This window comes from Pseudomonas chlororaphis (assembly GCF_001921865.1).
Classification (GTDB): Bacteria; Pseudomonadota; Gammaproteobacteria; order Pseudomonadales; family Pseudomonadaceae; genus Aquipseudomonas; species Aquipseudomonas chlororaphis_D.
The window spans coordinates 218,381-231,275 of record NZ_MSCT01000020.1 but is presented as its reverse complement, the minus strand read 5'-3'; the positions used below and the strand labels follow the sequence as shown (position 1 = coordinate 231,275).

The 12,895-nt window shown below is 65.8% G+C and carries 11 protein-coding genes; 2 read left to right on the top strand and 9 right to left on the bottom strand.

Annotation, left to right across the window (positions count from 1 at the left end; genetic code table 11):
• Positions 1–96: 96 nt before the first annotated feature.
• Genes BTN82_RS24035 through BTN82_RS24020 form a run of 4 tightly spaced genes read right to left on the bottom strand, consistent with a single transcriptional unit; the run spans position 97 to position 6,399 of the window.
• Complete coding sequence (locus BTN82_RS24035) at positions 97–1,461, bottom strand: heavy metal sensor histidine kinase (protein ID WP_075121573.1); 1,365 nt, start codon at positions 1,459–1,461, stop codon at positions 97–99.
• Entirely contained in the window at positions 1,451–2,128 is a 678-nt protein-coding gene (locus BTN82_RS24030) for a heavy metal response regulator transcription factor (RefSeq protein WP_075121572.1), read from the bottom strand. Before BTN82_RS24030 ends, BTN82_RS24035 begins: the two co-directional genes overlap by 11 nt.
• Positions 2,129–2,137: 9 nt before the next feature.
• Positions 2,138–5,233, bottom strand: coding sequence for a multidrug efflux RND transporter permease subunit (locus BTN82_RS24025; RefSeq protein WP_075121571.1), 3,096 nt, complete (start codon positions 5,231–5,233; stop codon positions 2,138–2,140).
• Complete coding sequence (locus tag BTN82_RS24020) at positions 5,230–6,399, bottom strand: efflux RND transporter periplasmic adaptor subunit (RefSeq protein ID WP_075121570.1); 1,170 nt, start codon at positions 6,397–6,399, stop codon at positions 5,230–5,232. The genes BTN82_RS24025 and BTN82_RS24020 overlap by 4 nt, the downstream gene beginning before the upstream one ends.
• Before the next feature lie 221 nt (positions 6,400–6,620).
• Here BTN82_RS24020 and BTN82_RS24015 point away from each other — a divergent pair, with 221 nt between their 5' ends.
• Entirely contained in the window at positions 6,621–6,863 is a 243-nt protein-coding gene (locus BTN82_RS24015) for a hypothetical protein (protein ID WP_075121569.1), read from the top strand.
• 116 nt (positions 6,864–6,979) lie between these two features.
• On the opposite strand, the gene BTN82_RS24010 is transcribed toward BTN82_RS24015, so the two are convergent.
• From BTN82_RS24010 to norR, 5 genes are all read right to left on the bottom strand, one after another.
• On the bottom strand, positions 6,980–7,729 hold the full coding sequence (locus tag BTN82_RS24010; protein ID WP_075122008.1) for a YkgJ family cysteine cluster protein: 750 nt from the start codon (positions 7,727–7,729) through the stop codon (positions 6,980–6,982).
• A gap of 92 nt (positions 7,730–7,821) precedes the next feature.
• On the bottom strand, positions 7,822–8,154 hold the full coding sequence (locus BTN82_RS24005) for a hypothetical protein (RefSeq protein WP_075121568.1): 333 nt from the start codon (positions 8,152–8,154) through the stop codon (positions 7,822–7,824).
• Positions 8,155–8,319: 165 nt separating this feature from the next.
• On the bottom strand, positions 8,320–8,817 hold the full coding sequence (locus BTN82_RS24000) for a GNAT family N-acetyltransferase (RefSeq protein ID WP_075121567.1): 498 nt from the start codon (positions 8,815–8,817) through the stop codon (positions 8,320–8,322).
• Between the two features lie 3 nt (positions 8,818–8,820).
• Complete coding sequence (locus BTN82_RS23995) at positions 8,821–9,723, bottom strand: chemotaxis protein CheV (RefSeq protein WP_075121566.1); 903 nt, start codon at positions 9,721–9,723, stop codon at positions 8,821–8,823.
• Between the two features lie 185 nt (positions 9,724–9,908).
• Positions 9,909–11,462: a nitric oxide reductase transcriptional regulator NorR gene (gene norR, locus BTN82_RS23990; RefSeq protein ID WP_075121565.1), complete on the bottom strand. Its 1,554-nt coding sequence runs from the start codon at positions 11,460–11,462 to the stop codon at positions 9,909–9,911.
• 156 nt (positions 11,463–11,618) lie between these two features.
• Here norR and hmpA point away from each other — a divergent pair, with 156 nt between their 5' ends.
• Positions 11,619–12,800, top strand: a complete 1,182-nt coding sequence (gene hmpA / locus BTN82_RS23985; RefSeq protein WP_075121564.1) for an NO-inducible flavohemoprotein — start codon at positions 11,619–11,621, stop codon at positions 12,798–12,800.
• The last annotated feature ends 95 nt before the right edge of the window (positions 12,801–12,895 follow it).

Sequence of the window (12,895 nt, the reverse complement as noted above, 5' to 3'; positions counted from 1 at the left end):
CAAAAATATAGTTTCAAGGCCACCGGAAAAAGCGCCGAACAGGATAAGGACTGTTACTGCAAAAGCAATAGTTGACGTGCACTTGTTGTGGGAGCGTCAGGTGGGCAGGTAGAGGCCGAAGGTGTTCACGCCGGCGTTGCTGCGCACGAACACGTCGCCGCCGTGCATCAGGGCGATGGCCTTGACGATCGCCAGGCCCAGGCCATGGTTGGCGCCGCTGTTGCTGCGGGACGCGTCGACCCGGTAGAAGCGCTCGAACAACCGCGGCAGGTGCTCGCTGGCGATGGCCTGGCCGGGGTTGCTCACAGCGATGGCCACCTGGTGTTCCTGGGCCTCGATCTGCACCCGGATCACCTGCCCGGGCGCGGTGTGCTGCACGGCGTTGCTCAGCAGGTTGATCAGCGCCCGGCGCAGGTGGGCGATCTCGATCCGCACCTGGGCATCGCCGCGCACTTCGACCTGGACCTGGGCGTCTTCGAGAATGAAATCCAGGTAGTCCAGGGTGGTCGCCACTTCGCCGGCCAGGGAGGTGCTGGTGAGTTTGGTGGCCTTGCTGCCCTGGTCGGCGCTGGCCAGGAACAGCATGTCGTTGATGATCGAGCGCAGCCGTTCCAACTCCTCGAGGTTGGATTGCAGCACCTCGAAATAATGCTCGGCGGAGCGGCCACGGGTCAGCGCCACCTGGGTCTGGCCGATCAGGTTGGTCAGCGGCGAGCGCAGTTCATGGGCGACATCGGCATTGAAGGATTCCAGGCGCGAATAGGCCTGCTCCACTCGCTCCAGGGTCGAGTTGAACGAGTTGGCGAACTGCGTCAGCTCCGGCGGCAGCGACGACAGTTGCAGGCGCCCGGACAGCCTCGGCGGGGCCAGGCGCTGGGCCTCGTCGGAAAGTCCGATCAAGGGCTTGAGGCCGATGCGCGCCACCCAGTAACCCAGCGCCGAGGCCAGCAGCACGCCGACGATGGCCAGGCTGATCAGGGCAATCAACAGCTGGTGCTGGGTCTCGTAGAAGGTCTCGGTATCGATGGCGATCAGGAACCGTAGCGACGGGCGCAGCTCCTTGGCCGGCAACTGGCTGACCAGCACTTTCAGCGGGTAAGGGTGTTCGGGCAGGGTCAGGTCGCGCATGCCCAGCGGGCCCTGGGCGAAGCGGCGGATCTGCTCGTCGGGGTTGCCGTATTCGTATCTGGGGTCGCCGCTGACCACCCAGAAGCTGATGCGTTTGTCTTCCTCGCTGAGCAACTTGAGCTTGTTGTTGATCTTGGCCCAGTGCTCCGGGTTGCCGAAGCGCGTCAGGGCCGACTCCAGCACGCTGTAGCGCGCGTCCAGCTCGGCCTCGGGCAACAGGCCCAGGCCCTTGTCCACCTGCTGGTAGAGCGCGCCGCCGATCAGCAGGAACACCAGCAGGGCGACCAGGGTGAACAGCCCGCTCAAGCGCAGGGCAATCGAGTTACGCGCCACTGCGATTCTCCAGCACATACCCCATGCCGCGGATGGTGTGCAGCAGTTTTTGCTCGAACGGCCCGTCGAGCTTGGCCCGCAGGCGCTTGATCGCCACTTCGACGACATTGGCGTCGCTGTCGAAATTGATGTCCCAGACCATCTCGGCAATCGCGGTTTTCGACAGGATCTCGCCCTGGCGCCGGGCGAGCACGCTGAGCAGCGAGAACTCCTTGGCGGTCAGGTCCAGGCGCGTGCCGGCGCGGCTGGCCTTGCGGCTGATCAGGTCGATCCACAGGTCGGCGATGCCGATCTGCACCGGCTCGTGGCCACCGCTGCGGCGGGTCAACGCTTGCAGGCGCGCCACCAGTTCGAGGAAGGAAAAGGGCTTGCCCAGGTAGTCGTCGGCGCCGTCGCGCAGGCCCTTGATGCGGTCTTCGACGCGCTCGCGGGCGGTGAGCATGATCACCGGCGTCTGTTTGCGCGCGCGCAGGGCCCGCAGCACGCCGAAGCCGTCGATGCCGGGCAGCATCACGTCCAGCACGATCACCGCGTAGTCGCCCTCCAGCGCCAGGTGCAGGCCCTCGACGCCGTCGCGCGCCAGGTCCACGGTGTAGCCTTGTTCGGTCAGGCCGCGGTGCAGGTAGTCCGCGGTTTTTTCTTCGTCTTCGATAATCAGAACGCGCATGACCCCGCCTCAGGATGTAGTCGCCAGCGTCGGCGCTGGTGTGGGCCGATGGAATAGCCGCTCGAGCCACAAGTATATGACCGGAGTGGTGAACAGCGTCAGCGCCTGGCTCACCAGCAGGCCGCCGACCACGGCGATCCCCAGCGGCTGGCGCAGCTCGGCGCCGGCGCCGTAGCCGAGCATCAGCGGCAGGGCGCCGAGCAAGGCGGCGAGGGTGGTCATGATGATCGGTCGGAACCGGGTGATGCAGGCCTGATAGATCGCCTCCTGCGGCGCCAGCCCGCCCTTGCGCTGGGCTTCGAGGGCGAAGTCGATCATCAGGATGCCGTTTTTCTTGACGATGCCGATCAACAGCACCAGGCCGATCAGCGCCATGATCGAGAAGTCCTGGCCCAGCAGCCAGAGCATGATCAGCGCGCCGAGGCCGGCCGAGGGCAGGGTGGAGATGATGGTCAGCGGGTGGACGAAGCTCTCGTAGAGCACGCCGAGAATGATGTACACCGCCACCAGCGCCGCGAGGATCAGCCACGGCTGGCTGGCCAGGGAGCTTTGGAAGGCCTGGGCCGCGCCCTGGAAGTTGCCGGCGATGGAGGCGGGCATGCCGATCTCGTTTTTCGCCTGGTCGAGCATGATCACCGCGTCGCCCAGGGCCACGCCGGGCGCCAGGTTGAACGACAGGTTGGCGGCCGGGAACATGCCGTCGTGGGCGATGGACAGCGGGCCGACGGTGGGCGGATCGACCTTGGCCAGGGCCGACAGCGGCACCATCTCGCCGCTCAGGGGCGAGCGCAGGTAGAAGTAGTTCAGGCTCTCGGCTTTGCCGCGCTGCTTGGCGTCCAGTTCGAGGATCACGTTGTACTGGTTGGTCTCGGTCTGGAATTCGTTCACCTGGCGCTGGCCGAAGGCGTCGTAGAGGGCTTCGTCGACATCGGTGGCGGTCAGGCCGAAACGCGCCGCGGCGCTGCGGTCGATGCTGATGTGGGTGATGCTGCCGCCCAGTTGCAGGTCGTTGGACAGGTCGCGAAAGGCCGGGTTGGCCCGCAGTTTTTCCGTCAGGCGCTGGGTCCAGGTGTTGAGGGTCGGCCCGTCGTTGCTCTTGAGCACGTACTGGTACTGGCTGCGGCTGGGGCCGGAGCTCAAGTTGATGTCCTGGCCGGCCCGCAGGTACAGGACGATGCCCGGGACCGCGGCCAGTTGCGGGCGGATGCGGTCGATGAACTGGCTGGCGGAGACGTCGCGCTGGCCCCGGTCCTTGAGGGCGATCCAGAAGCGGCCGTTGGCGATGGTCTGGTTGCTGCCGGTGACGCCCACCGAGTGGGAGTAGGTTTCCACCGCCGGGTCGGCGTCGAGGATCTTCGCCAGGGCCAGGTGTTTTTCCACCATGTCCGGGTAGGAAATATCGGCCGCCGCCTCGCTGGTGCCGAGCACGAAACCGGTGTCCTGGACCGGGAAGAACCCCTTGGGAATGAACACATAACCGGCGACGGCCAGGCCCAGGGTCAAGCCGAACAGGCCGAGCATCAGGCGCTGATGGGCCAGCGCCCGGCGCAGCCCGCGCTCGTAGGTCGCCAGCAGGCGTTCGCCGAAGCCCGGACGGTCGTGGGGTTGATGCACCGGGGCGCGCATGAACAGCGCCGCCAGGGTCGGCGCCAGGGTCAGCGACACCACCACCGAAATCAGGATGGTCGAGGTGGCGGTCAGGGCGAATTCCTTGAACAGCCGCCCGACCACGCCACCCATGAACAGCAGGGGAATGAACGCGGCGATCAGCGAGAAGCTGATGGAGACCACAGTGAAGCCGATTTCCCCGGCGCCCTTGATCGCCGCTTCGCGCATGCCGTCGCCGGCTTCCAGGTGACGGTGGATGTTCTCGACCACGACGATCGCGTCGTCGACCACGAAGCCCACCGAGATCACGATCGCCACCAGGGTCAGGTTGTTCAGGCTGAAGCCCATCACGTACATCAGCGCGAAACTGGCCACCAGCGACACGCCGAGCACGCTGGAGACGATTAGCGTCGCCGACAACTGGCGCAGGAACAGCGCCATTACCGCCACCACCAGCAGCACGGCGATCAGCAAGGTGATTTCCACTTCGTGCAAGGAGGCGCGGATGGTCTTGGTGCGGTCCGAGAGCACGGTGACGTCCACCGAGGCCGGGAGCATGGCTTCCAGCCGTGGCAGTTCGTTCTGAATGCGGTCCACGGTGTCGACGATGTTGGCCCCCGGCTGGCGGAAGATCACCAGGTTGAGCCCCGGCTGGTCGTTGGACCAGGCCTGCACATAGGCGTTTTCCGGGCCGCTGACGACCCGGGCGACGTCCTTGAGTTGCACCGGCGCGCCGTTCTTGTAGGAAACGATCAGCTGGCCGTATTCGTCGGGGTGGAACAGCTGGTCGTTGGTCGACAGGGTCGAGATGCTCGACTCGCCGTACAGCGCGCCCTTGGCCAGGTTGAGGCTGGCTTGTTGCAGGACGACGCGGATATCGGCCAGGGTCAGGCCGATGGCCGCCAGGCGGTCGGGCGAAGCCTGGACGCGGATCGCCGGGCGCTGTTGGCCGGTGATGCTGACCTGGCCGACGCCGTCGATCTGGCTGATCTGCCGGGACAGCAGGGTTTCCACGTAGTCGCTCAGTTCGGTGCCGGGCATCTGCGTGGAGCTGATGCTGAGAATCAGCACCGGGCTGTCCGCCGGGTTGACCTTGCGCCAGGTGGGCAGGCTCGGCATGTCGTTGGGCAGCTTGCCCGAGGCGGTGTTGATCGCCGCCTGCACTTCCTGGGCGGCGGTATCGATGCTCTTGTCGAGGGTGAATTGCAGGGTCAGCAGGCTCGAACCCAGGGCGCTGCTGGAGGTCATCTGGGTCATGCCGGGGATGGCACTGAACTGCACTTCCAGCGGCGTGGCCACCGAGGAGGCCATGGTTTCCGGGCTGGCGCCGGGCAGTTGGGCGGTGACCTGGATGGTCGGGAATTCCGCCTCGGGCAGGGGCGCCACGGGCAGGCGCGGAAAAGCGATGGCGCCGAGCAGCACCAGGGCGAAGGTCAGCAGCAGCGTGGCGACTGGGTGGTCGACGCACCAGGCCGAGATCGAGCCGTGGCCTTTCATGGTTGCGGCTCCGTGTTCGCGGTCTGGATCGTTTGCGGCGGCTCGCTGAGCACCTCGATACGCGAGCCGGCCTTGAGCCGCGACTGGCCGTCACTGACCAGCAGGTCGCCGGCCTGCACGCCGGTAATGATGTTCTGGCCGCTGTCCTGATAGACCATCTGCACCGGGACGATTTCCACGGTGTCGTCCTTGACCCGGTACACGAAGTGCTTGTCCAGGCCGCGTTGCACCACGCTGGGCGGCACCACCAGGGCGGCCTTTTCCACGGCGGTGCGGATCTTGATGGTCACCAACTGGCCGGGCCAGAGCTTTTGCCCGGGATTGTCGAATTCGGCCTTGGCGCGGATGGTCCCGGTATTGGCGTCGATCTGGTTGTCGATCAGGCTCAGGTGGCCTTCGCCCAGGCGGTCGCCGGTCACCGCATCGGTGTCGGCGCCCAGGTAGGCGTCCACCGCGGCCGGCTGTGCGGCCAGTAACAGCCCTTGCAGGGTCGGCAGCATCTGTTGCGGCAGGGAAAACTCCACCGCGATCGGGTCGATCTGGGTCACCGAGAACAGCCCTTGGGTGTCGCTGGTGCGCAGGAAATTGCCTTCGTCGACGGTGCGGATACCGACGCGGCCGGACACCGGGGAGCGGATCTGGGTATAGGACAACTGCACCTGGGCCGCATCGATGGCGGCCTGGTTGCCCAGGGCGCTGGCCTTGAGCTGGTTGACCAGCGCCTGTTGCTGGTCGTAGGTCTGCTTGGAGACGCCGTCATCCACCGACAGCAGCTTGTAGCGCTGGAGGTTGACCTGGGCCACTTGCAACTGCGCCTGGTTTTCCGCCAGTTGCGCCCGGGCCTGATCGAGGCTGGCGCGGATCGCGCGGTCGTCGATGGTCGCCAGCAGGTCGCCGGTCTTGACCCGTTGCCCTTCCTTGACCAGCAGGCGGGTAAGGATGCCGTCCACCTGGGGCCGGATCACCACGCTGTGCAGCGACAGGACCGAGCCGATGCCGCTGACATGCCGCGGTACGTCCTGTTGGGCGACGCTGATCACCCGCACCGGCACGGCGCTCGGGGCTGCCAGCTTGGCGCTGGGCGGCTTGAGCAGGAACCACAGGCCAGCGGCGATAAGAATGGCGAGTACGCCTGCGATCACAACGGTTGTTTTTCGATTACGCATGGACGCCAGCGCCGGGGGGCAAGGGAAACGGAAGGGTGGCCAGTATCAGTGGCTCATTTATAGCCGGGCAACCGGGTCAGCAACGTGACGCCAGCCTGTCAGCGCTGTCAGCAAAGGCCGACCGGGGGTGGCTGGCGGCAGGTCAAAGATCGGCGGCGCGCAGGTATACTGCCGGCCTTCGCGGCCCGGTCCTTCGGGTCGTTCCTTATTCCGGAGCTGCCATGACCCACCCCGCCCAACCGCCTGTGTCCGATGCTCCTGGCGTCGATCAGGCCGACGACGCCAGCGCGCCCGCCGAAGGCAAGCCGGCGATCGCGCCGTTCAAGTTCCCGTTCAAGCCGTCCGAGTTCGCCCAGGCCAAGAACGCCGGGCTGCCCTGGTACAAGAACGGGGTCGGCGACGGCCATGCCAAGACCCCGGGCGCGGCGCCACCTGGTACCCGTCGCTCGATGGGCAAGCGTTAAGGGCTGGTCCGCCTTGTACGTGTAGGAGAGAGCGTGCTCGCGATGGCGTCGATCTGGCACACCGCGTTGTCTGGATCGCCAGCAAGCGGGCTCCTACAGGGAGACAGGTAGCGGCATCAAGCCACCTGTAGCGCAATGAAAGCGTAATTGACCGGTGCCTCGGTCACCACCTGGGCACCGGCGTCCTGCACCTGCCCGGCAATGTCGGCGCCGGACACATGGAACAGCCACTCGCCGGCCGGCGCTGCCTGCGGTTGCGCCTGGACCCGCTCGATGGCTTCGACCAGGGCGGCCATGTCCGGCAGGTACGCGGTAAAACCGTCGCCCTTGAGCGCGGTGGTGTGAATGCCGAGCCATTGGCAGATGGCTTGTTTGCCGCGGATATCGTCGCGGTCGGCCTGGCGCGAGCGCTGGATCAGTTCGGCCAGTTCGCGGTCTGCCAGTGTGCCGCCGACGATCAGTTGCGGGCCTTGTTCCCAGGACTCGGGCGGGCATTCCTTGACCGCCGGGTTGAGCGGGATGTGCGGGTTGATTTCCATCGGGTAGATGCGGCACACCAGCGGCCGGCGCTCATAGATCCGGCACAGTTGGCGTTCGTCAAGATTCCGGCAGGGGCCGACGTTGTAGGCGGCAAAGGTGATCGCCACATGGGCCCGGGCATGGCCGCTGGGCACCTCGCAGGAACGTCGCTCGGCGTGTTCGCGCTGCTCGGCCGGCAGGCCCAGGCCGTTACTCAGGAAGGCCTCCACTAGCACGATCACCTGGCCGCCATCCCGTGCCCACTGGTGGGCTTCGTCCAGGGTCAGGGGAACGTGGTGATCGTTGCAGCACTTGCCGCAACCGACGCAGGAAAAACGAATATTCATGGAACGCACAGCCATCGTCAAAAGGTGGAAGCGGCGACGCAATACCTTGCGTCGCCCGGTAAAGACCATTCTCGAAGCAAGTTATACGCCACTCAGCGGGACTTGGTTTCGAGGGCCGGGCGGATCGAATCCCACTCGCTGACCTGGGCGCTCCGGTGCTGTTTGTCGTACAGGCACAGTTCGATGCCGGTCTGGCCCTTCATGTGTTTTTGCGGGTACTGCCCCTGAAGCAGCAAGGCGGTGTAGCCGACCCGGTCGTCGAACTGCGCGGCGTTACCCACGGCCTTGGAGTTCTTCAACTGGCTGGCCTTGATGCAACTGGCCAGTACCTGCTTGTCGAAGGTCGCCCAGGCGTCCGGGCTGGAGGCCCGGGCCGGGCTGGCGAGGGCGGCGGTCAGGCAGAGCAGGGGCAGGGCGGCTTTCATGGCAAGGCATTCCTTTGGCGCAGAGGTGGGCAGGAGTATGCCTGAGGCGTGTGCGTTGGAAATCGCGGCCAACTGCTATGTAGGCGCTGCCGCAGGCTGCGTTCGTGCCCGAAGGGCGCGCAGGTCTCAATATCGTCGTAGGCCTTGCGCAGCCTGCCGCAGCGGCTACAAGGCGAGCGGTGATTGCGGTACTTGTTCGCGGCGGATGACGCGCATGCCGGCGCTTTCGTACAGCTGCCGGGCAGGCTGGTTGTGTTCCAGCACCCGCAGGTCGACAAAGGCTTCGCGGCGCTGGCGAAAGACCTCGAACGCCTGCAACAGTAGGGCCCGTCCCAGGCCCTGGCCGCGGGCTCGCGGATGCACCACCAGGTCCTTGATATAAGCGCTGGTCCAGCACTGGGCCACACCGACGACGCCGTCGGCGTCCAGCGCCAGCAGGCACAGTTGCGGGTCGTATTCGGCGTCGCTTTCAAAGCGTTCGCGCCAGTGGTCCAGCGTCGGCACATGGCCGCCGCCGTCCTGGTAGCCGAGGTGCATCAGCGTGTGCACCGCTTCAGCCAGTTCCGGGCGGTAGCTGTCGAGGCTGAACGCGGCGGGCCAGTTGGCGGGCGGTAGCGCCTCGACCAGGTCGCGGCGCATCAGCAGGCAGTAGTCGTCGGCCAAGGCTCAGGCGCCCTGGGTCGCGACGTGACGGGCCGCTTCGATCAGGCAGCGGGTCAGGTCCGGCGAGGAGAACTTGGTCAGCACCGCGTTGGCCCCGGCCAGGCGGGCTTTTTCGGCGTTCATCGCGCTGTCCAGGGAGGTGTGCAGCAGCACATAAAGATGGGCGAAGTCCGGGGTCTCGCGCAGGGTGCGGGTCAGGGCGTAGCCGTCCATCTCCGACATCTCGATGTCCGAGACGATCAGGTTGATTTCCTCGGCGGTGCCTTGCAGGTCCAGCAGGCAGTCGATGGCTTCCTTGGCGCTGCGCGCGGTGTGGCATTGCAGGCCGAGGTTGCGCAGGGTGTGCACCGACTGCTGCAGGGCGACCTGGCTGTCGTCGACCACCAGGATCCGCGCGTTACCCAGCAGCTCGGCGTCTTCCATGCTCAGTTCGGTCGGCGCGGCTACGATCTGCGCCGGGGCGATGCCGTGGATGACTTTCTCGATGTCCAGCACCTGTACCAGGGTGCCGTCGACCTGGGTCACCCCGGTGATATAGGCCTTGACCCCGCCGGAGCCATAGGGCGGCGGACGGATGTCGGTGGTCAGGCAATGCACGATCTTGCTCACCGCCTGCACGTGCAGGCCCTGCTTGGAACGGCTGACGTCGGTGACGATCAGGCAGCCGCCGTCCGGGTCTTCCAGCGGCCGTTCGCCGATGGCCCGGCTGAGGTCGATGACCGACAGCGAATTGCCGCGCAGGGTGGCGATGCCTTTCACGTGAGGGTGGGATTCCGGCAGCTTGGTCAGCGGTGGGCAGGGGATGATTTCACTGACTTTGAGCAGGTTGATCGCCATCAGCTTGCCGCTGCGCAAGGTGAACAGCAGAAGCGAGAGGGAATCTGCGCGGGCTTTGTTGGAAGACATAAAAACCTTCTGTGGAAAAAGGTGGTTCGCGCAACGAGGTCGCGAACAGCTAGCGATAACGGGTTATCGACGCCTGGGGGGCTGGCTTTAGCCGCATTCGCGGTTTCCGGATCAGCGTAGGCGCTTTTGTCTCCTGTAGGAGCGAGCTCGCTCCTACAGGTATAGGTGAAGACCGGCGACGCGGCTTATTTCAAGCCCAGGCGCTTTGCCATCCGGCCGAGGTTGGCGCGGTCCAGGCCCAGCTCGCGGGCGGCGCCGGCCCAGTTGTGCTGGTGGCGTTCGAGGCAGGCGCCGATCAGGTGGCGCTGGTAGTTTTCGGTGGCCTGGCGCAGATCGCCGCTGGCGGGGCTGTCGGCTTGCGCCGTCGGGGCAGGCGGCTCGAGCGTCGGTGGGGCAGAGGCGTCCGGCAAATCCAGGTCGGCGGCGCTGAGGCTGAGAATCTTCGGCCGTTCGCGGCAGTTGCCCAGGGCCTTGAGGGCGCTGCGGCCGATCAGGTGCTCCAGCTCGCGGACATTGCCCGGCCAGGCGTAGGCCAGCAGCGCCGCCTGGGCATCGCTGGTCAGGCGCAGGCTGCCCAGGCCCATGCGCGAGCGGTTCTGTTCGAGGAAGTAGCCGCTGAGCAGCAACACGTCGCGACCGCGGTCGCGCAGGGCCGGCACCAGCAGCGGGTAAACGCTGAGGCGGTGATAGAAGTCCGCGCGATAACGGCCGCAGCGCACTTCTTCGGCCAGGTCGCGGTTGGTCGCGGCAATCAGCCTCACGTCGACCTGATGTTCCTTGTCCGAGCCCAGGCGTTGCAGCTGGCCGCTTTGCAGCACGCGCAGGAGCTTGGCCTGCACGGTCAGCGACAGCTCGCCCACCTCGTCGAGAAACAGCGTGCCGCCGTTGGCCAGCTCGAACTTGCCGCGCCGGTCGTTGGTGGCGCCGGTGAAGGCGCCGCGCACATGGCCGAACAGTTCGCTCTCCACCAGGGTATCGGGCAGGGCCGCGCAGTTCAGACTGATGAGCGGTCGATCGGCCCGCGGCGAAGCAGCGTGGATGGCCTGGGCCACCAGTTCCTTGCCGACCCCGGTCTCGCCGGTGATCAGCACCGTCAGGTCGCTGCCGCCGACCAGGCCGATTTCCTCCAGCAGGCGTTTATGGGCCTTGCTCTGGCCGATCATCTCGCGGTCCTGGCCGCTGGCCTGGCGATAGACCTCGGCGCGCTGGTGCTCGTCTTCGGCGCGCAGGGCCAGGCGTTCGATGCGCTCGGCGGCGTTGACGGTGGCCGCCGCCAGGCTGGCGAAGGCTTGCAGGGCATCCAGTTCGATCGGCTCGAAACGCTGCGGGTCGAGGGCGTCGAGGGTCAGCAGGCCCCAGGGGCGTTCGTCGATGAACAGCGGGCAACCCATGCAATCGTGGACTTCCAGGTGCTCGTGCAAACCGTCCACCAGGCCGTCGTAAGGGTCGGGCAGGTCGCTGTCGCTGGCGAACCGGGTGGGGCCGGGATGGCTGAGCAGGGCGGCGAAGCGCGGATGCTCGCTGACCTTGAAGCGCCGGCCCAGGGTGTCGGTGCTCAGGCCGTCCACCGCCAGCGGCACCAGCCATTCGCCATCCAGGCGCAGCAGCGCGGCGGCGTCGCAGGGCAGCAGGGCGCGCATGGCTTCGAGCAGCCGGCGGTAGCGCTCGCCTTCCGGCAGTTCGCGGGACAGGTCGGACACCAGGGGCAGCAACGCGGTGAGCAGGGATTTTGCGGTCATAATGACTCCATATGGTCTAAATGACTATAAATGCCTTAGGGTCTAAATGACTATTTTTATTTTAACTATATGATTTTTATGGTTTTTATTTTTGGCATGAAATCTGATTGGTAAAGAGCAACCTGCAAGAAACCAGAAAGCTCAGGAGTTGTTCTTATGCTTAGCGTCGAAGACCGTGCCATCATCAAGTCCACCGTGCCGTTGCTGGAAAGCGGCGGCGAAGCCCTGATCACTCACTTCTACCGGATGATGCTTTCCGAGTATCCGCAAGTGCGTCCGCTGTTCAACCAGGCGCACCAGGCCAGCGGCGACCAGCCTCGGGCCCTGGCCAACGGCGTATTGATGTACGCCCGGCACATCGACCAGCTCGACCAACTGGGCGACCTGGTGGCGAAGATCATCAACAAGCACGTGGCCCTGCAGATTTTGCCGGAGCATTACCCGATCGTCGGCAGCTGCCTGCTGCGCGCCATCTCCGAAGTCTTGGGCGACGAGATCGCCACCCCGGCGGTGATGAGTGCCTGGGGCGCGGCCTATAACCAGTTGGCGGACATCCTGATCGGCGCCGAGGGCGCGATCTACGACCAGAAGGCCCAGGCCCCCGGCGGCTGGCGCGGCGCGCGGGAATTCAAGCTGGTGCGACGGGTGGAGGAGAGCGCCGAGATCACCTCGTTCTATTTCGAGCCGGCGGACAAGGGGCCGATCCTGGCCGCCGAGCCGGGCCAGTACATCGGCATGAAGCTGTTCCTCGATGGCGAGGAGATCCGCCGCAATTACTCGCTGTCGGCCCTGTCCGATGCGGGCCAGTACCGCATCAGCGTCAAGCGCGAAAAGGGTGGCCGGGCGTCCAACTACCTGCACGACGAGCTTCAGGTTGGCGCCGGCATCCAGATGTTCCCGCCGGCGGGCGAATTCACCCTGGCGGCCAGCGACAAGCCGCTGGTGCTGATCAGCGGCGGCGTCGGCATCACGCCGACCCTGCCGATGCTCGAAGCCGCGCTGGCCAGCGAGCGTGCGGTGCACTTCATTCACTGCGCACGTAACGGTGGGGTGCATGCGTTCCGCGACTGGGTCGACGACCTGGCCGCGCGCCATCCGCAGCTCAAGCGCTTCTACTGCTATGCCGAAGACGACGGCGTCAGCCCGGCGGCGGACAAGATCGGCCTGCTGAGCCAGGAACAACTGGCCGAATGGTTGCCGCAGGAGCGCGACCTGGACGCCTACTTCCTTGGGCCGAAAGCCTTCATGGCGGCGATCAAGCGCCACCTCAAGGCCCTCGGCGTGCCGGAACAGCAAAGCCGCTACGAGTTCTTCGGCCCCGCCGCGGCGCTGGAGTAAGCCCCGCCCCGGCCAGCCTCAGCCCTTGAGGCTGGCCGCATTGGTAAAAATCCTTTAAAGGTTAATCCGTTCTTAACCTGTTTATCGTTAATTCC

Bases quoted from the DNA above. Each gene is read 5' to 3' on its own strand.
- BTN82_RS24030 (WP_075121572.1), bottom strand. From the start codon at position 2,128: ATGCGCGTTCTGATTATCGAAGACGAAGAAAAAACCGCGGACTACCTG.
- BTN82_RS24025 (WP_075121571.1), bottom strand. From the start codon at position 5,233: ATGAAAGGCCACGGCTCGATCTCGGCCTGGTGCGTCGACCACCCAGTC.
- BTN82_RS24020 (WP_075121570.1), bottom strand. From the start codon at position 6,399: ATGCGTAATCGAAAAACAACCGTTGTGATCGCAGGCGTACTCGCCATT.
- BTN82_RS24015 (WP_075121569.1), top strand. From the start codon at position 6,621: ATGACCCACCCCGCCCAACCGCCTGTGTCCGATGCTCCTGGCGTCGAT.
- BTN82_RS24010 (WP_075122008.1), bottom strand. From the start codon at position 7,729: ATGAATATTCGTTTTTCCTGCGTCGGTTGCGGCAAGTGCTGCAACGAT.
- BTN82_RS24005 (WP_075121568.1), bottom strand. From the start codon at position 8,154: ATGAAAGCCGCCCTGCCCCTGCTCTGCCTGACCGCCGCCCTCGCCAGC.
- BTN82_RS23995 (WP_075121566.1), bottom strand. From the start codon at position 9,723: ATGTCTTCCAACAAAGCCCGCGCAGATTCCCTCTCGCTTCTGCTGTTC.
- norR (WP_075121565.1), bottom strand. From the start codon at position 11,462: ATGACCGCAAAATCCCTGCTCACCGCGTTGCTGCCCCTGGTGTCCGAC.
- hmpA (WP_075121564.1), top strand. From the start codon at position 11,619: ATGCTTAGCGTCGAAGACCGTGCCATCATCAAGTCCACCGTGCCGTTG.